Source organism: Acetobacter sp. P1H12_c, assembly GCF_018811975.1.
Lineage (GTDB): Bacteria > Pseudomonadota > Alphaproteobacteria > Acetobacterales > Acetobacteraceae > Acetobacter > Acetobacter persici.
The window spans coordinates 1-18,901 of sequence record NZ_JACRVR010000031.1 but is presented as its reverse complement, the minus strand read 5'-3'; the positions used below and the strand labels follow the sequence as shown (position 1 = coordinate 18,901).

General features: G+C 61.4%; 15 protein-coding genes. 7 read left to right on the top strand and 8 right to left on the bottom strand.

Annotated features, from left to right (window positions below):
* Positions 1–21: 21 nt before the first annotated feature.
* The 5 genes from ileS to KP699_RS12950 all read left to right on the top strand — a co-directional run bounded on the left by ileS (position 22) and on the right by KP699_RS12950 (position 7,763).
* On the top strand, positions 22–2,946 hold the full coding sequence (ileS, locus tag KP699_RS12970) for an isoleucine--tRNA ligase (protein ID WP_215762915.1): 2,925 nt from the start codon (positions 22–24) through the stop codon (positions 2,944–2,946).
* Positions 2,943–3,440, top strand: coding sequence for a signal peptidase II (gene lspA / locus KP699_RS12965; protein WP_215762928.1), 498 nt, complete (start codon positions 2,943–2,945; stop codon positions 3,438–3,440). Before ileS ends, lspA begins: the two co-directional genes overlap by 4 nt.
* 56 nt (positions 3,441–3,496) lie before the next feature.
* The gene (locus tag KP699_RS12960; RefSeq protein ID WP_025828480.1) at positions 3,497–4,027 is read left to right on the top strand and encodes a DUF3035 domain-containing protein; all 531 of its coding nucleotides are present in this window, start codon (positions 3,497–3,499) and stop codon (positions 4,025–4,027) included.
* Between the two features lie 15 nt (positions 4,028–4,042).
* Positions 4,043–6,115, top strand: coding sequence for a DNA mismatch repair endonuclease MutL (mutL, locus tag KP699_RS12955; protein ID WP_215762914.1), 2,073 nt, complete (start codon positions 4,043–4,045; stop codon positions 6,113–6,115).
* 127 nt (positions 6,116–6,242) lie between these two features.
* Complete coding sequence (locus KP699_RS12950) at positions 6,243–7,763, top strand: NuoM family protein (protein ID WP_215762913.1); 1,521 nt, start codon at positions 6,243–6,245, stop codon at positions 7,761–7,763.
* Between the two features lie 189 nt (positions 7,764–7,952).
* On the opposite strand, the gene KP699_RS12945 is transcribed toward KP699_RS12950, so the two are convergent.
* The 3 genes from KP699_RS12945 to KP699_RS12935 form a co-directional block, all read right to left on the bottom strand.
* Positions 7,953–8,855, bottom strand: a complete 903-nt coding sequence (locus KP699_RS12945; RefSeq protein WP_077930226.1) for a DMT family transporter — start codon at positions 8,853–8,855, stop codon at positions 7,953–7,955.
* Between the two features lie 61 nt (positions 8,856–8,916).
* Positions 8,917–10,941 carry a DNA topoisomerase IV subunit B gene (gene parE / locus KP699_RS12940; protein ID WP_077930225.1) on the bottom strand — a complete coding sequence of 675 codons (2,025 nt, stop codon included), beginning with the start codon at positions 10,939–10,941 and terminating at the stop codon, positions 8,917–8,919.
* A 108-nt stretch (positions 10,942–11,049) separates the two neighbouring features.
* Positions 11,050–11,586, bottom strand: a complete 537-nt coding sequence (locus KP699_RS12935) for a hypothetical protein (RefSeq protein WP_025828473.1) — start codon at positions 11,584–11,586, stop codon at positions 11,050–11,052.
* Positions 11,587–12,036: 450 nt separating this feature from the next.
* On the opposite strand from KP699_RS12935, the gene KP699_RS12930 reads away from it, so the two are divergent.
* Positions 12,037–12,591 carry an Ig-like domain-containing protein gene (locus KP699_RS12930; protein ID WP_215762912.1) on the top strand — a complete coding sequence of 185 codons (555 nt, stop codon included), beginning with the start codon at positions 12,037–12,039 and terminating at the stop codon, positions 12,589–12,591.
* 134 nt (positions 12,592–12,725) lie between these two features.
* Here the strand turns inward: KP699_RS12930 and KP699_RS12925 are convergent, their stop codons facing one another.
* Entirely contained in the window at positions 12,726–13,175 is a 450-nt protein-coding gene (locus KP699_RS12925) for an Rrf2 family transcriptional regulator (RefSeq protein WP_077930223.1), read from the bottom strand.
* A 150-nt stretch (positions 13,176–13,325) separates the two neighbouring features.
* On the opposite strand from KP699_RS12925, the gene cysK reads away from it, so the two are divergent.
* The gene (gene cysK, locus KP699_RS12920; protein ID WP_215762911.1) at positions 13,326–14,312 is read left to right on the top strand and encodes a cysteine synthase A; all 987 of its coding nucleotides are present in this window, start codon (positions 13,326–13,328) and stop codon (positions 14,310–14,312) included.
* Positions 14,313–14,487: 175 nt separating this feature from the next.
* Here the strand turns inward: cysK and KP699_RS12915 are convergent, their stop codons facing one another.
* The 4 genes from KP699_RS12915 to KP699_RS12900 form a co-directional block, all read right to left on the bottom strand.
* Complete coding sequence (locus tag KP699_RS12915; protein WP_077930221.1) at positions 14,488–15,639, bottom strand: OmpA family protein; 1,152 nt, start codon at positions 15,637–15,639, stop codon at positions 14,488–14,490.
* Between the two features lie 200 nt (positions 15,640–15,839).
* Positions 15,840–16,181 (bottom strand): DUF1491 family protein, encoded by a 342-nt coding sequence (locus KP699_RS12910; RefSeq protein ID WP_374196941.1) that lies wholly within the window; start codon positions 16,179–16,181, stop codon positions 15,840–15,842.
* Positions 16,178–17,977: a S41 family peptidase gene (locus tag KP699_RS12905; protein WP_215762909.1), complete on the bottom strand. Its 1,800-nt coding sequence runs from the start codon at positions 17,975–17,977 to the stop codon at positions 16,178–16,180. The genes KP699_RS12910 and KP699_RS12905 overlap by 4 nt, the downstream gene beginning before the upstream one ends.
* On the bottom strand, positions 17,967–18,901 hold a 935-nt coding region (locus KP699_RS12900; RefSeq protein WP_215762908.1), incomplete at its 5' end, for an RNB domain-containing ribonuclease. The genes KP699_RS12900 and KP699_RS12905, both read right to left, overlap by 11 nt.

Sequence of the window (18,901 nt, the reverse complement as noted above, 5' to 3'; positions counted from 1 at the left end):
CAGAGTGACACCTGCCGTTCCATGTCTAAATCCAGCAGCAGTGATTCAGAGAAAAGCGCTAACGCCGATCTGTATCGCGATACCGTCTTTCTGCCCCGCACGTCCTTCCCCATGCGCGGCAACCTGCCAAAGCGGGAGCCGGACTGGCTTGCCCGGTGGGCTGAGATCGGGCTGGATGCACAGATCACGCAGCAGGCGGAAGGCCGCCCGGCATTTACGCTGCATGATGGCCCTCCGTACGCCAACGGCCATCTGCACATCGGCCACGCCCTGAACAAGATCAATAAGGACGTCATTAACCGCGCCCACCGGATGTCCGGCTATGCCGTGCGGTATGTGCCGGGCTGGGACTGCCACGGTCTGCCGATTGAGTGGAAGGTGGAAGAGGAATACCGCAAGGCCAAGCGGGACAAGGATTCCGTACCCGTGCTGGAATTCCGGGCGGAATGCCGCGCCTATGCCGCCAAATGGCTTGGCGTACAGATGGAGGAGTTCAGGCGTCTGGGCGTGCAGGCCGAATGGGCCAACCGCTATGCGACGATGGATTTCTCTTCCGAATCTGCCATTGTGGGGGAGATCGGGCGTTTTCTGCTCAATGGCGGTCTGTATCGTGGCCTGCGCCCGGTGATGTGGAGCCCGGTTGAAAAAACCGCGCTGGCTGAAGCTGAAATTGAATATCACGACCATAAATCCACAACCATTCTGGTGGCTTTCCCCATTGTGAAAGACCCCACGCCTGCGCAGGCACTCAGGGATGTGTCCGTGGTGATCTGGACCACCACGCCGTGGACTATCCCCGGTAACCGCGCGCTGGCCTATGGGCCGGACATTACCTACGTGGTGCTGCGCGTGGATGAAACGCGTGAAGGCGCTCTGCTGGAACCGGGTGCGAAGGTGCTGGTGGCGGAAGCTCTGGTCGAAAACTTCTGCAAGGAAGCGCATATCTCCGCGCATCATATCCTCTATACCCTGCCGGGTGAGGCGCTTGAGGGCGCTGTCTGCGCGCATCCGCTGCGTGGCGCGGGCTATGATTATGATGTGCCGATGCTGCCGGGTGAGTTTGTCACGACCGAAGCAGGCACAGGCCTTGTCCATATGGCCCCGGCCCATGGTGAGGACGACTTCCGCCTGTGCAAATCCTTTGGCGTGGAGGTGCCGGAAACCGTGCAGGATGACGGCACCTATGCGCCGTGGGTTCCCGGTTTTGCCGGGGTGCATGTGTTCAAGGCGGCAGATCCGGTCTGTGCCGCGCTGGTCGCGGTGATGGAGCAGGCCAACGCCGCAGGCACAGCGCCTGCCGGTCTGGTGGGGCGTGGGGAACTGGTGCATTCCTACCCACATTCCTGGCGCTCCCGCGCGCCGGTTATCTACCGGGCTACGCCGCAATGGTTCATCCGGATGGATGGCGAGTCCGCGCTCCGCCAGAAGGCGCTGGATGCGCTGGATGATGTGACGTTTGTGCCCGCACAGGCCCGCAACCGCCTGACCTCCATGATTGAAAATCGTCCGGACTGGTGCATCAGCCGCCAGCGCGCATGGGGCGTGCCGATTGCCGTGTTTGTTGAAAAACGCACCGGCGAAGTCCTGCGTGATGCCGAGGTGATGCAGCGCGTGGTGGACATCTTCCGTGAGGAAGGGGCAGACGCCTGGTACAGCTCTCCGGCCTCCCGCTTTCTTGGGGAAGGCCGAAACGCTGACGAGTACGAGCAGGTGTTCGACATTGTCGATGTCTGGTTTGAAAGTGGCTCCACCCATTCCTTCGTGCTGGGCCAGCCCGGTCTGTCCTTCCCGGCGGATCTGTATCTGGAAGGGTCTGACCAGCATCGTGGCTGGTTCCAGTCCTCCCTGCTGGAAAGTGTTGGCACCCGCGGGGTTTCTCCGTTCAAGGCCGTGGTGACCAACGGGTTCGTGCTGGATGAACACGGTCGCAAAATGTCCAAATCTCTGGGCAACGTGATTGCGCCGCAGGAAGTGAATGATGAACTGGGCGCGGACATCCTGCGCCTGTGGGTCATGAACTCCGACACGAACGAAGATCTGCGGATCGGCAAGGAAATCCTGAAACAGCAGGGCGAACTCTACCGCCGCCTGCGCAATACGCTGCGCTGGCTGCTGGGGGCGCTGGATGGCTTTACGGAGGAAGAAGCGCTTCCGTATGAGCAGCTTCCGGAACTGGAACGCTGGGTGCTGCATCGCCTGACCGATCTGGGCGGCCTGATGGCTCGCGCGGTGGAAACGCATGAATGGGTGGGTGTCTACCCGGCCCTGCATGGTTTCTGCACCACGGATCTGTCCGCGTTCTATTTCGATATCCGCAAGGACACGCTGTATTGCGATGCGCCCTCCAGCCTGACGCGCCGCGCGGCCCGCACGGTGCTGGACCATCTGCATCGCTGCCTGACAACATGGCTGGCTCCGGTGCTGGTCTTTACAGCGGAAGAAGCCTGGACGGCCCGTTTTGGTGATGCGCAGAGCGTTCATCTGCAAGCCTTCCCGGACCTGCCTGCGGAATGGAGCAACCCGGAACTGGATGAACGCTGGACGCGCCTGCGCGCCGTGCGCCGGATTATCACCACGGAAATCGAGGGGGCACGGCGGGATGGCACGGTCGGGTCTTCCCTTCAGGCGCAGGTGGAACTCACTTTGTCTGAAAAGGAAGCCGCCGAGTTTGCCGGGGTGAACTGGAGCGAACTGGCCATTGTCTCCCATGTGGACGTGCTGATCGCGCCCCAGAGTGGCTCGGTCTATGTTGAGGGGGACGAGGGCGGTGAACTGCACGGTGCGCCGGTCGTGCGTCCGGCTGAGGGTGAGAAATGCGCCCGCTGCTGGAAAGTGCTGCCGGAAACCGGCACGCGGGCGGATGCCCCCGGCCTGTGCCTGCGTTGTGCCGATGTAGTGGCGGAGCAGGAACAGCAGGTGGTCACGGCTGTGCAGGAGGGCCAGTGAGCAAGCCGCTCGTCAGCCGGCCGTTCGGCATCGGTTTTCTGGTGCTGATGCTGTCTCTCTCGGCAGATCAGCTCAGCAAATACTGGATTTTATACGGGCTGGACCTGCCGGACCGTATATCCGTTAAGGTTCTGCCGTTTCTGAACTTTACCATGGTCTGGAATCATGCCGTCACGTTTGGCATGTTTGGCGGGCTGGGCAATGCAGGACGCATTCTGTTTTCCGTCATTGCCCTCAGCGTGGCGTGCGGTCTGCTGGTGTGGATGGCCAGAACCCCTAGTAAACTGACGGCGGCATGTGTCGGGGCCATTACCGGCGGCGCCATTGGGAATGTGATAGACCGGGTGCGCTATGGCGCGGTGGTCGATTTTATTCATGCACATGCTTTTGGTTGGTCATGGTATGTGTTTAATGTGGCTGACTCTGCTATTGTATGTGCAGTCTGTGTTCTGGTGTTGCAAAATGTCCTTGCAGGCAGGCAGCAGGCATCGTGATTTATAAAGCAACCTGTCATACCGGCAGGCTGGGCAGGAAGGATATAAGACAGAAGATGGCGCGCCGTGTCTCGACACTGATTTCTCCGCTGCTTCTTGTTGGTGGCTGCGTAATGCTGACCGGATGCTCCGGCTCCGAAGCCGCCCGTGCGTTCGGTCTGGAACGCAGTATGCCGGATGAATATACCGTCACCACCCGTGCGCCGCTGTCCATGCCGCCCATGGATGCGCTGGCCAAGCCGGTGAGCGGGGCAGAGCGCCCGCAGGATGAAAGTGAACGCCTGCAGGCTCTGGAAACGCTCTCCCCCGATGTCGCGTTGCGCGGCACTAACGGGGATACCAGCGGTGCCCAGACCATTCTGGTGAATGAGGCAGCGGAAGCCTCTGACGCACCGGATGAGGGTGAACTTGGCGCTGCCGGGTCCGGCTTTGTTAGCCAGCTGATGTTCTGGAAAGGCGGTAATGCAGGTTCCGCGGTCGATTCGGATGCGGAAAACCGTCGCCTGAAAGCCAACGCCGCCCTTGGGGATAAGCCCACCAAAGGCGTGACCCCCACGGTTCACCCTAAAAAATCCGGCCTGTTCTGAGCCTGAGGTCTGACGATGTCGGACCCGGTCTCCTGCACGTCTGACCCTTCCGGCACTTTGCCGCTGCGGCCCACGCTGCGGCGGTTGCCGGAGGTTCTGGTCAACCGCATTGCTGCGGGTGAGGTGATTGAACGCCCGGCGGCCGCCCTGAAGGAGCTGGTTGAAAACGCCATTGATGCCGGGGCAAAGCGGCTGGATGTCAGCCTGCAAAAAGGCGGAATTGACCAGATTATTGTGACAGATGACGGGAACGGCATGTTTCCGGAGGAACTCACACTGGCGGTGGAACGCCACTGCACGTCCAAATTGCAGGACGAATCCCTTGTACATATCCGCACCCTTGGGTTCCGGGGGGAGGCGCTGCCCTCCATCGGCGCTGCGGCGCGCCTGAGCATTACGTCCCGTCCGCGGGGGGAAAGTGGAGCGTGGAAGATCCGCGTTGAGGGTGGCAAGGTTTTTGCGCCTGAACCCAGCGCAGGCGCACTCGGTACCAGTGTTGTGGTGGAAGATCTGTTTTTTGCCACTCCGGCCCGCCGTAAATTTCTGAAAAGCCCGCGCGTTGAAGGGGGCCACGCGGAAAGCGTGATCCGCCGTCTGGCGCTGGCGGTGCCGGAGACGGCCTTTCGGTTCAGTCTGGATGACCGTGTGGTGTTTGACCTGCCCGCGCAGGACATGGCGTCTCGCGCGGCGGCTCTGCTGGGGGCGAATGAGGCGGATGGCTTTCTGACCATTCATGGTGAGCGGGATGGCATGACGCTTTCCGGCTTTGCCTGTGGGCCGTCCGTGCATCGGGCCACGGCGGCAGGGCAGTTTATGCTGGTCAATGGTCGCCCGGTGGTGGACCCGGTTTTGAAAACCGCCGTGCGCGTGGCCTATCGCCGTGTGATTGAGCATGGGCGGCACCCCGTAGTGGCGCTGATGCTGACTATTCCGCCAGACCGGGTGGACGTAAACGTCCATCCTGCCAAAACGGAACTCCGCTTTGCGGATGAAGCGTCTGTCCGCTCTCTGGTAATCGGAACATTGGGGCGCGCTCTGGAGGCCGGGGCGGGCAATGTCGGGGTGCGCCCATCGTTTTCAGCTGTGCGGCCGGGCCGCATCTGGTATCCGCCGGAAAACACCGCGCAGCCCGGTGCTGTGTCCGCTCCGGGGCTACGTCCGGCAGCGTATCCGGCTCAGGGCAGTTTTGCAGAGCCGCGGCTGGGGCTAGGTGATACGCCGTCTGCCCGAATGCTGCCACCGTTACCGGGCGCGACGATGCCGGGGACGGATGTTTCCGGACAAAGTCCCGCGCAGCCGGGGCTGTCTCAGGCCGGGGTTGTGCAGCATGAGCCGGGCGGCGCGATGCCAGCTTCTATCTCATGGAACGAGTCATCTGCGCCTTCCGGGCTCGGTATGTCCGGCTGGGATAGGGGGCATGCGGGTGGTGCGGATTCGTCTGTCGCTGGAGAGCATCCGTCTGCTGCGGTTACGTCGGAGCAGGCCGCGGCGCATCCGCTAGGGGCCGCAGTCGCGCAGGTGCTGGATACCTACATTATTGCCGTGGCAGCCGATGGCAGTCTTGTGCTGGTGGACCAGCATGCGGCGCATGAGCGGCTGACGCATGAACGGCTGCGGGAACAGTTTCTCAGCGGCAGCGTGCGCGGGCAGCGTCTGCTGGTGCCGGATGTGGTGGAACTACCGCGCGGGCAGGTAGAGCTTCTGCTCAGCCGACAGGAGATGCTGGCAAAACTGGGGATTGAACTGGAAGCCTTTGGCGGCACCGCCGTCCTGGTGCGGGCGCTGCCTGCCATGCTGAACAGCACGGATGCCATTGGCCTGCTGCGGGATCTGGCGGAAGAGCTGGAAGCGGATGATGCAGGCGCTCCGGAGGAAATGCCCTCGCTGGACGGGCGGCTGGATGCGGTTATTGCCCGCATGGCCTGCCATGGCAGCATCCGTGCCGGGCGGCGGCTGACGCGGGAAGAAATGGATGCCCTGCTGCGGCAGATGGAAGCCACACCGCGCGCGGGCACCTGTTCCCACGGGCGGCCGACGTGGCTGAAGCTGACAAAAAACGATCTGGAAAAGATGTTCGGCAGGCGCTGAACGCCCGCGCCTGCTCACACAGGCGTGGCGGCTGCTCTGCGGATCGTGAACAGGGCCTCTCTGGTTTCTCTTCCTAAAAAAGCGCAGGGTCTGGGCAAAGTCATGCAATCCGGATGGTAAAAACGCCGTGCCCCATGCTCTGCTGTCACTCATAACGTATCTCCCTCTGGCAGGTGCGCTCGTCGCCTGGTTTTTTTGCCGGGGAGGGGCGGCGCAGGATCTTCTGGCCCGCCGTTTAGGGTTAGGCACCAGTCTGGCTGTTCTGGCGCTGAGTGTTGCGCTGTGGTGCGGTTTTGACCCGGCAACCCCCGGCCTTCAGTTTGAAACCCGGCTGGGCTGGATTTCGGACGCCGGTATTTCCTACCATACCGGGGTGGACGGGATTTCGCTGGTCTTCATCCTGCTCACAGCCTTTCTCACGCCGCTGGCTATGGCAGCGGGCGCGCGGAGCATCCGCACGCAGGGGCGCGAGTTTGTCGCGGCCATGCTGATGCTGGAAACCGCACTGTTCGGCCTGTTTTCCGCGCAGGACCTGCTGCTGTTTTACGTGTTTTATGAAGCAACGCTGATCCCGGCGAGCCTGATGATCGGCATCTGGGGCGGGCCGAAGCGGGCATGGGCCTCGTTACAGTTCTTCCTGTTCACGTTCGGTGGCTCGCTGTTCATGCTGATCGCGCTGATCGTGATGTGGCAGCAGGCTGGCACCACGGATATCCCGGCTCTGATGCAGGCCGGTTTCTCCCACTCGCTGCAAGGCTGGCTGCTGCTGGCCTTCCTGTTGGCGTTTGGCGTCAAGCTGCCGCTGTTCCCGCTGCATGCCTGGCTGCCCGATGCGTATTCTGAGGCACCGGCACCGGCCTCCGCCATGCTCTCGGGCGTGCTTTCCAAAACCGGCGCGTATGGCCTGCTGCGCTTTGGCGTGCTGATGTTCCCGGATGCGTCCCATCTGTTTGCGCCCTATGTGCTGGCGCTGGGGGTTGTGGCCATTCTCTACGCCGCTTTTGTAGCTTTTGCGCAAACGGATATGAAGCGGGTGGTGGCGTATTCCTCCTTCTCTCATATGGGCATGATTGCCGTGGGCCTGTTCACGCTGACAGCGGAGGGGATTGACGGCGCTATTTTCCAGATGCTCTCGCACGGGGTGGTGATTGCCGCCCTGTTCTTCTGTGTTTCGGCTGTGGCGCTGCGCTCAGACACACAGCAGATTTCCGCTCTGGGTGGCGTGGCACGGCAGATGCCGGTGCTTGCCCTGCTGACCATGCTGTTCACCATGGCGAATATCGGCCTGCCCGGCACAGGCTCTTTTGTGGGGGAACTGCTGGTGCTGATGGGGGCAATCCACGTCTCGTTTTGGGTTGCGCTGCTGGCCGGGGGCACCATGATTATGGGGGCGGTGTATATGCTCTCTCTGTATCGCCGGGTGCTGTTTGGCGGTTTGCAGGGCACCGTGCATCTCCTGCGAGATCTGAGCGTGGGGGAAGTGGCGGTGCTGGCACCGCTGGCGCTTGTCACGCTCTGGATGGGGATTCACCCCGGCAGCTTTACCCGCCTGTTTGACCCGGTGGTGATGCAGGCTGTGCATCATGGGGCAACGTCCGCCACAGCCGCGCTGTCTGCCGATTCCGCGCTGCATCTGGCGGCGCGATAACGGGACGGAAGACGTCTTCACTGTTGGACGTGTATTAAAAAGGGGCGGGGTGACCGTCCCTTTTTACGTTTGGAGACTGATTTCAGTCAGCCTGAGCGGGTGCCAGAACGCACCGCTGTCTGAGCAGGCCCGCAGTTTAAGAGTGCGTGTTTGCTGTTGAGGTTGCGTGTGCCGTTGGAGGGGGGAGGATTACTGCGGCAGTTCCGGCTGCTCGTTTGGCGGGCCTTTTTTGCCCGGTGTCAGCACGGTGCCCGCGGAGGCCAGCACGATGCACAGAATACCGCCCATGCGCAGAGGGGAGAGGGTTTCGTGCAGCAGCAGGATACCAGCGCAGGCGGCGCAGACGGGCTCCAGACTATACAGTACCCCCAAATCCCGCGCAGAGAGCCGGTGCATGGCCTGCATCTCCAGCGCGTAAGGCAGGGCGGAGGAACTGAGGGCCACCAGAACAGCCATCCCCAGCAGGAGTGGATGATGCAGGCCGATGAGGAAGGCCGGGGTAAAGCACGGCACGAACAGAATGACTGCGCTTGAGAGCAGCCCCAGAGCGCAGGCGTGACCGGGGGAAAGTTTGCCCGTCATGCGCTTGCCAAAAACGATATACAGCGCCCAGCAGATGGCGGCCCCCACGGCATAGAGCACGCCCATCATATCCGGCAGGGCCGCCGTATCAGGCCGCAGCAGCATGCACAGACCAAGCACCGTCAGCACAATCCAGCCGATATCCGCCAGCCTGCGGGAGCCGATAAACGCGAGGAAGAGCGGACCTGTGAATTCAATGGCGACAGTCATGCCAAGCGGAATACGTTCCAGCGCCAGATAAAAGCACAGGTTCATCCCGGCAATGGCAACGCCATAGGGCAGGACAAGCCGCACAGTGCGGCGGGAGATGGCGTGCCAGCTCCGGAAAAACAACATGAGGGCCGTCGCGGCAAACGCCGTGCGCAGGCCGACCATCCCTGCCGCGCCAAAAAGCGGGAACAGGGATTTAGCCAGTGAGGAGCCGAACTGAAGGCAGATCATGCTGCCGACAAGCTGGGTCAGGGCCAGAAGGCGTTCTCTGACAGGGCTGTTCGCAAAGGAGGCGGGCATGCTCAGACCTGTTGAAACGTCCGGAGCATGCCGAACATGATGTTAGAAAAAGGAGGCTGGATCATACATCCAGCAATTCACCAACGGACTGGGCGTGTTCCTGAATAAAGGCAAAGCGCAGTTCGGGCTTGCGGCCCATCAGACTTTCCACTCTCTCCCGCGTGGCCAGCCGGTCTTCCGCCGGGGCCACCACACGCAGCAGGGTGCGGCGTTTGGGGTCCATGGTGGTTTCCTTCAGGTCAGCCGGGGGCATTTCCCCCAGACCTTTAAAGCGGGAGACGTCAATCTTGCCCCGTGCCTTGAAGGCGGTCTTCATTTTGCGTTCACGGTCCGCATCATCCATTGCGTAAACGGAGTGCGCGCCCTGCGTGAGCCGGTAGAGCGGCGGCTGGGCAAGGTAGAGATGCCCGTTGCGGATCAGTTCCGGCAGTTCCCGGTAGAAAAATGTCATGAGCAGGGAGGCGATATGCGCGCCGTCCACGTCAGCGTCGGTCATGATGATCACGCGGCCATAGCGCAGCTTGCTGAGATCAAACCGGTCCCCTGAGCCGCAGCCCAGGGCTTCAATCAGGTCCTTGAGTTCCTGATTGGCGCGGAGTTTTTCTGTAGTGGCACTCGCGACGTTCAGGATCTTGCCGCGCAGGGGCAGGACTGCCTGCGTCTCCCGGTTACGGGCCTGTTTGGCAGAGCCACCGGCGGAGTCGCCCTCCACCAGAAAGATTTCCGTCTCTTCCGCGCGTTCGCGCGTGCAGTCCGTCAGTTTGCCGGGCAGACGCAGGCGGCGGGTCGCACTCTTGCGCGGGGTATCCTTCTGTTCACGCCGGCGCAGGCGTTCTTCCGCGCGCTCAATCACAAAGGTCAGCAGCGCATCCGCCTGAGGCGGGTTCTGGGCCAGCCAGTGGTCAAACCGGTCCCGCAGGGCAGTTTCCACCAGTTTGCTAGCTTCGGCAGAGGTCAGTTTTTCCTTGGTCTGGCCTTGGAACTGCGGGTCACGGATAAAAACGGACAGCTTGGCGGCAATCATGCCCAGCACGTCTTCCGCCGTAATGGCAGCCGCTTTTTTATTGGACCGCTGCTCCCCCCACGCGCGCAGGCCCTTGACCAGCGCATTGCGGAAGCCCGTCTCATGCGTGCCGCCCTGCGGGGTTGGGATGGTGTTACAGTAAGAGGCAAGGGCGGATGTGCCACTTTCCAGAAACGCCACGGCCCATTCCACACGGCCATTATCCGTGCCGTCCGCCGCCGGAGGCAGGCTGGCATCTCCCGCCCAGAGCGGCGTGAGCAGCGGTGCGGAGGCTCCGAGTTCATCCGTCAGGCTGTCAGCCAGACCGCCGGGGAAATGCAGCGTGGCTTCCGCCGGCGTTTCATCCCCGGCTTTGATCAGAGAGGGATCACAGGACCAGCGGATGGTCACACCCCGGAACAGGAACGCCTTGGAGCGACACAGTTTGTAAAGCCGGGATGGCACAAAAACATGTGTGCCAAAAATGAGTGTATCCGGCTGGAAGGTAATCTGTGTGCCACGGCGGTTTTGCGTCGGGCCTACTTTTTCCAGCGCGGTGACGGGTTTGCCGCGCTCATAGGCCTGCCTCCAGATGGCGCGGTCCCGTGCAATTTCCACATCCATGCGGGAGGACAGGGCGTTTACCACGGAGGAACCCACACCATGCAGACCGCCAGACGTGGCATAGGCCTTGCCGGAGAATTTGCCGCCTGCGTGCAGGGTCGTGAGGATAACTTCCAGCGCCGAGCGATCCGGGAAGCGCGGATGCGCATCAACCGGAATCCCGCGCCCGTTATCGCGGATGGTCAGACGGTTATCAGGGTCAAGCCGCACATCAATGGCCGAGGCGTGGCCTGCAACGGCTTCATCCATAGCGTTATCAAGCACCTCGGCGGCGAGGTGGTGCAGCGCTGTCTCATCCGTGCCGCCAATATACATGCCGGGGCGGCGGCGGACAGGTTCAAGCCCTTCCAGAACCTCAATGGCGCTGGCGTCATAGGCCTGTGGGCTGGTCTCAGCTTTGGTCGCGGCTTTGCCAGCAGGCTTGCGGGAAGACGGGGGCGGAGAAAACAGATCGCTCATGGATATGGTCTGTCCCGCTTTGTCGCTGATTCGTCAAGCAGGCCTGATCAGAAGAGGGCGGATGGCCGGGCCCGGAATGCAATGCCATCCGCCGTTATCAAAAGACTGTTAAGCGCGACGGGTGGTTTTTGCTTTCGTCGTGCGGCGTGCGGGGCGTGACGGGTGGGAAGACACGGCCGGTGCTGCGCAGGTTTCAAAAGAGGCCGGCTGCGTTACGTCCTTGGCATCCGTGTAGTTGGCCAGATCTTCAGAATTTTCCAACGCGTTGACTTCATCAAACATGGCAAGGCGCTGCATGCAGAAGATGGTGCCGGACTGGAGGCCTTTTTCAGACTGAATGTTGGCAAGCTGCGTGATGTAATCATCATGCTCACGCTGGGCGCTGCGGCCGTAGGTGGTGCGGAAATAGGTGTTGAGTTTCTGCTCTTCATTCAGCAGCGTCGTGCGGAACTTGCCGACAAACGCATTGTAGCGGTCCTGCGCGTTGCAGGAGAGAGCCGTAACCATCAGCTCACTTTTCAGAGCCTGAATATTGAACGCTTCATGCGCGGAGGAGTGGCCGCACGGGGTGGCAGCAAAGGTAACGGTGCTGTGCAGCAGACCAAAAGCAACGGCGCCAGCGGCAACAAAACGGGAAAAAGACATGCAGGTCCTCCGATACAGGCTGGAGCGGGCGTGCCTCTTCATAGCAAGGTCTCCCCGGCAGGCTCAGCGTATGAAACGGTTTGTACAAGGTTTGATAAACGAAATAGCGTATTCAGCAGAGAAAGATAGAAGTATTTTTTCATACCGCGTCTCAACATTTCCGCAGGCAGGATGCTCTGTTGCGTCCGACAGGCCAAAACACAGGAATGACACAGTTCCGAGCTTTCAGACGCTTAATTTCAGGCAAAATGATGTCGTGTTTTCAAAAGTGAGGCAGCCGTGCGGGGAGATGCTCCATCCCCCCCCTTTCTTCCTTCTTCAGTATGTTCTAAAGGCAAAGACGAATCATGTGGCACAGCGGGATGCGGGCATAAGTTTGCCCGATTTGCCCGCCATAGAGTGCGCAGAAGGTTCATGTGTACTTAATAAATAGTGAAGCGGAGCTGTCGAGTGCGCTTGCGAGGAATTGCCGTTCTGGCGCTAACTGGTGGTATGCTTGCCGGCTGTGCAACTACAGGTGGTCCAGTTACGTCCGGGTCCCCCAACCCGTTCGGGTATATGAAGAAATCCGCCGTCTGCCAGACGACGCCGGTGAAAAAAGCCGCGGATGGCAGCCTGAGCACCACCATGACTGTGCGGTCTGACGATGGCCTGTGTGACCTGAAGGTCTCTCAGGAGAGCGGTAAGGCCTATGCGTCCTTCGGCGTTTCTCCGGCTCCGGAACACGGTAAGGCGTTCCTGTACAGCCTGGATAACGATACGCATGTGACCTACACCCCCACCATGGGATATGCTGGTCAGGATACGTTCACGGCTATTCTGGTGCCGGGACCGGGTGAAAAACGCACCCGTCTGACAGTGACGGCACAGGTTGATGCAACAGGTGTGGTGCTGCCCAGCGCAGCCGCTCCGGTCGCCGCCAAAGCTGAGGAAGCCAAAACGACGGCGTCCAAAGGCAAAAAAGCCGTCACGACCCGTCGTCGTGTGGTGACTCACAAGAAATAAGTTTTCTGTCCGGTCAGCGTCCCCTCCTGTGTGGGGGGCGCTGCTCCGTTGGTGGACGGTTTTCATAAAAAACGCGCTGCGACCGGGTTTTCGGTGCAGCGCGTTTTTTGTTGGTCTGTTGTGTGGCCGGAGTTTTAGATGGAGAAGGAAATCGGTTCGCTCAGCGGGCGTTTGAGGCCGCAGCTTTCGGTTTTTTTCACCAGATCATCCAGCGTGGTCTTTTTCATCTGGGCGGTCAGTTCTTTGTCAAACTGCTTCCAGCACGGTTCGATCACCTTGCTGAACAGCGGACCCTGCGGGCCATCATCCCCATTGCTGTCATCCTGCGTGACGGCATTGATGATATCCACCAGAGAAATATCCCGGCGCGGGCGGCCAAGCCGGTAGCCCCCGCGCGGCCCGCGAATACTTTCCAGCAGGCCGGTGCGGGAGAGCGCCTGAAGCAGCGGCTCGATCCCGCGGCGGGCCAGAGCGGAGCGTTCGGCAATATCCGCAGCACTGACGGTGCCGGAGCGCCCTGCGTGAAATGCAACATCCAGCATGATGAGAACGGCGGTCATGGCTCTGTCCCGGCGCAGGATCATGGGTCTGGTTTCCTTTCACCTCAGAAAAAGGCAAATCTGTCGTTAAACATGAATGACATAGAGATATAGCAGGCGTTCCCCTGTTTATCTACGTTGATCATTCGTATTATAAACACGCTATGAAAAAAGATCCGCAGAAAAGGCAGATTCATGACAGGTTCTGATAAATCCGGAGGGGATTACGGTTTTGCCGCGCCGCGCGGCAAGGTGTACGACTCGGTTGTTGGGGTAGTAGGCGGGACGCCTCTGGTCGCGCTGCCGCATCTGATGCGTGAGGAAGAGCTGAAATGCCGCCTTCTGCTCAAGCTGGAATTTTTTAACCCGCTGGGTTCCGTCAAGGACCGGATCGGCGCGGCGATGGTGCTGGAAGCAGAGCGGGCAGGGCGCATTACGCCCGGACGCACGGTGCTGGTGGAGCCCACTTCCGGCAATACCGGGATTTCTCTGGCCTTTGTGGCGGCTGCACGCGGCTACCGGCTGATTGTGACCATGCCGGAAGGGGCGTCTATCGAGCGGCGGCGGATGCTGCGCCTGATGGATGCGCAGGTGGAACTGACTCCCGCACGTCTGGGTATGGCGGGTGCTATTGCCCGCGCCGGGGAAATCCTGCGGGAAACGCCGGATGCGTGGATGCCGGACCAGTTTGATAACCCGGCCAACCCCGCAGTTCATGCTGCCACCACGGCAGAAGAAATCTGGGTGGATACCACCGGTAAGGTTGATGTGGTGGTTGCCGGTGTTGGCACGGGTGGCACCGCGACAGGGATTGCCGAGACGCTCAAGGCGCGCCGCAAAGGCCTGCAGGTATTTGGTGTGGAACCGACCGAAAGCGCCATTCTGAACGGGGATGAACCCGGTCCGCACGGAATTCAGGGGATTGGCCCCGGCTTCTGCCCCGCTACCCTGAATACAAAGCTGCTGGATGGGGTGATTACGGTGTCTGAGCGTGAAGCCATTGCCGCCGCGCGCCGCTGTGCGCGTCTGGACGGGATTCCTGTTGGTATTTCCTCCGGTGCGGCTCTGCATGCAGCGCTTCAGGTGGCAAAAAAGCCGGAGTCTAAAGGCAAAACCATTGTCGCGATCGCGCCGTCCTTCGCGGAGCGGTATCTGTCCACATCCCTCTTTTCCGGGCTGTAACAGTCACGGCTGACGGGCGGGGAGGCTGGGCTTGTCGAAGGCAGGCTCAGTTTTCGCCCGGAGGATGCGGGCTTTGACCCAATAAAAAACGCTGCACTGGTCTGAGACCGGGCAGCGTTTTTTGTTTCGCCCTCTCAGACCGTGAGGGGCCTGAGGCGTGGAAGGCTTTAAGGCCTTAGCGGAAGATGATCTCCACGCGGCGGTTCTGGGCTTCCTTGGTGTTGGGGCCGGTTTTTACCAGTGGATTCTGTTCACCATAGCCGTGGATATCAATCGTGGCGCCCGGAACGCCATCCCGCACCAGTTCCGCTTTCACGATCTCGGCGCGGCGGAGAGACAGTTTCATGTTGTAAGCCTCCCCGCGTTTCTGACCGGGGAACGCGGAAGAGTTGTCTGTATAGCCGGAGACCAGAATGCGGGTGAGGCTGGTATGGGTGGTTGCCTGAGCTGCCACCGCCACGATGGAGCGGGCGCGGTCCGTCAGTTCAGACTTATCCCAGTCAAAAAACACCAGATAGCTGCGGGCAGGCTGCGGGGCCGGTGCGGCCGTGGGTTCTGCTCCCGGCGTTGGCGGCGGGGGAGCCGGGTTAAACTCATACCGCAGGCCCAGCATCAGCGAGTGGTTGAAGTCTGTCTTGGTGTCCCGGTTGCCCGTGGCAAAGCTGTAGGGCTTGGACTGGTTAGCCCCGCCAATCGTGCCCCATGCGGAGGAGCCGTGAGACTGTGGTCCAAGCATGGTCCAGAAGCGGTATTCCGCCGTAAAGGACAGCCCCACCACCCACGGCGTGGGGAAGGCGACACCAAAAATGCCCTGATAGGCAAAATTGCCAAACGTGCCGCCGACATGCTGGGAAAGCTGGTTCCCCGGTGCCGTGATGGACGTGTTGAGCGCCGTCCAGCCATAGCCGACACCCGCGCCAAAATACGGGAAGATGAACGGGTTGCCCACATCCATGTCAAACAGGGCATTAGCCATCACGCCATAGGTCTGGCGGCGGCCATCGGCGCGGCTGCTCAGGGAATTGGTCACAAACCGCTGATAGGTCTGGTTCCGGTAATCGCCTTCCACTTCCACGCGGAAGCCATTGCCCAGACCATAGCCAATGGAGCCGATTCCGGTTGCACCTGTACGCCAGCGGTCACGCCCGTCCGGGAACATGTTGGATGTGCGGACGCGCTGGTCCTGATTGAAGGTGGCGCCGCCTTCCCCCGCAATATACAGACCCTGAACGGGCTGAGCCATGGCGGGCGCGGCACACAGCAGGAAACCTGCCACCAACGGTGCAGAAAGCAGTGATTGCGCGAGGAGGCCTTGGCGCAGCGTCATGTTCTTCTCCCTGCTGTGGCACTGTTTCCGCAGTGGCCGGGCATTGTGGTCCTGGTGCACGTGGCACATATGCCTGCCTTCTTTGCTGTAAACTGGCGTTGTGTGCAACAGCTTGTGGAAACAGTTTTCAAAAACACCTCGGTTTTGAGGATAATCAGTGTGTCAGGCGTGTGACATAAGTCACACAGTGTTAAGTCTTGTCAGAGCAGCGTTGCTTCAAACGGAGGTCTGAAGTCCGGTGCTTCCACTTCCAGAACCCACAGGTCCGGGTCGTATCGCAGTTGCCGGTCAAGGCAGGACTGTGTTTCTTCGGGTGGAAGAGGGTTTTCGCCTGAGCATTTTACCCATGCGGCCTCGCCTTCCGCCGTGCGGGTCTGGCTCAGCACGACGGCGGAGCCGTCCCGCCCCAGCAGTACCACCAGAATCCCCCCGGCGTCGGGGTCTCCCCGCCGGAGCATCATGGCAGACCTGCCGTCCTGCCCGCACTGGCGGAGCAGGGCACGGGCCACAATGTCAGAACGCAGGTGCGGACTGGCCATCAATGCGTGACCGCCGGGGCTGAATCGGAGTCCTCCGGCATGGCGGCAATGGCGGTTTTATACCATTTCGGATTTTCCAGCAGGGCGCGGGCCACGTCCAGATCCTTGTCGCTCCCAAGTGCGGCCGGGCACGCCTTGCGGATGGCCAGAATACGCGGGACCGGCAGCGGGAAGCGCGCAAGGCGGGATGCTTCAACCGCAGGCTGATTATCCAGCTTGCCTGCAGCAAGATCATGCATCTGGCGTGTTGTTTCGGCTTCCCCAAGGCTGGTGCAGAGCTGCGGCATAACGCCCAGACCCTGCAACGGCCAGTGGAGCGGAGCAATGACCCGGCTCCACGTGACGAACAGTTCCCCTTCATCCGGCAATTGCGCCACAGTCTGCACAAGCCCTTTGCCGAGGGTGGAACTGCCGATCACCACGGCGCGACGATGGTCAGCCAGAGCCGCGGCGAGAATTTCCGCCGCACTCGCCGTGCGTCCGTCGACCAGAATGGCAATGGGCAGGCCGTTTGTCATGTCACCACCCTGCACAGCCCAGATATGGTTGGCCTGCTGGTCCCGCCCGTCGGTTACGGCAGCAACCCCACGGTCCAGCAGCAGGGCGGCAGCGGTTACGGCCTGTTGCAGCACACCGCCGCGGTTGCCCCGCAGGTCAATAATCAGGCCTTTCAGACTAGGGTCCTGCGTGGCCTGATCCAGATACTGGCTCATTTCTTCTGCTGTATCGGAAGAAAAAGAGGTGACGCGCAGCACCACGAGAGACCCGCTGGCAAAGGCGAAAACGGTTTCCGGCGGCACTTTTGCCCGGCGGACGACCACAGTATGGCCGCGCCGCTGGCCGGGGGAGAGCAGGCGCAGGCTGACGCGGGAATCTTCCTCGCCCTGTAGCCAGCCTGTCACGGTTTCAACCGATTGCCCGGCGGTCAGCCGGTTGTTCACGGCCAGAAGTTTGTCACCGGGGTCAACCGTCGCGGTCCATGCCGGTCCGTTGGCATTGACGGCGGAGATCACGATATCCCGGCCCTTACGGGTCAGGCTGACGCCAGCATCGGCTTCTCCCCCCACACGGGCATGCCGGTCTGTTGTGGCGGAGGAGGGGCCAATATAGCGGGAATAGGGGTCGAGATGGTTGAACAGTTCATCAAAAAACGCCTGCACCAGATCTTCCCGGCTGGCAGTACCGACAGCCGTGGAATGGGCCCGGGCGGCGGCGATAAAGTCCACGGCCAGTTTGGCCCATTTTTCCACGCTGTCCGCAGCCGGGGCAGGCTGAGCAAGCAGGCTGGTCTGCCCGGCCAGAAGGCGGATATCAGCCCCCCGCGTATCCAGCGTGAGCATCGGGTCGAGCGCTGTCAGGCAGCCCAGACCCCACAGGGTAAAGTCCCGGCTGGTGTGGGCATCCAGTGTGCGCGGCGCCAGAAACTCCAGCGCCGTGGCAATGACGGAATGGACCAGACTCATATCCACAACGGGTTTATCTGGCTCCACAGCTTCCGCTGCTTCTGGCGGGTTGGGGGCCGGGGCGCCGGAGGCGGCATCCGGTGTGGCAGGCTGGGCTGCCGGGGCCACTGGAGCCACCGGGGATGTTGCGGCGGGCACGGCCGGTGCTGCCGCAGGTGTGGCTGCCTGCTGGGCGTCCGGCTGGGTTGATGGCAGGCTATCCGGCCGGGGCGTTTGGGCACTGCTCTGCGCGCGCAGCGGCACGGGCTGAGAGATCAGAATGATTGCTATCAGGAGGCCGGGGAGCGCACGATGCAACGGAACAGGCAGGAGGCGGCGGGCCGTACTAGCTGGCATGGCGGGCGGAAACAGGAGCCAGAGTGAGGGTGCCCTGAGCCGGGCTGGTTGCGTTCAGAACGACGGGCAGCACTCCGCCGTTCGGGAAGCGGGTTCCTGAACTGAGGTCTGAGCGCAGTGGTCGCGAGTCGTCATGCATCCCTGAATCATCCGGCAAGGCAAGGAAGGAAAGGAAAGACGGAGTTCCCGTTTTCGTCAATGTCACGGCAAGGCCAGACCGGGTGGCCGAAGTGATGTGTGCCTCCAGAGTGTGCCCGATCAGCGGGGTGAGAAAAATGGCAGCAAGTCTGTCCTGACAAGCCTGAACGGCAGAAGCGGCCCGGCGTTCCGTCATCTGAAGATGTTCTGCAAGCGCGGGCAGGTCCGTGCGATCCGGCTGGCGGGATGCTGGATTGCGTGCGTTCTGCTCAAGGGTGGCCAGTAGTGCGCGGTGTGTCACAAGATCCGCATAGCGCCGGATGGGGCTGGTAAAGTGCGTATAATGTTCCAGCGCCAGCCCGTGGTGCTGCTCCGGCAGAGCCGCATAGCGGGCCTGCATGCGGGCGGGTAGGCGCGGGCCGCCTGTGCGGGTGGCCGAAGGGGCCGGGGGAGCCAGATGCACCCGGAACAGACCTGCGGCATGATGCCGGATCATCTCTCCCGCCGCAAAACGGTTTGCGGCAATCATGAACGCCGCCACCAGATCATGCGCGGGCAGGCGCTCACGCAGCGTGAAATCGACCGGCTGTCCGTCCGCGTTGAGGGTAACGCGATAGTCTTCTTCCGGCTGCGTCTGCACGCCACGGGCCGTTGCATCCGCCTGCAATGCCAGAGCGGCGGCCTGTAAGGTCAGAATCAACTCTTGCAAATGAGGGGAAAGGGAAAGGAGGCCGCCTGCCTGTGCCTGTGCCTGCGGCAGGGCTGTGGCGGGGGCTTGAACCGGGC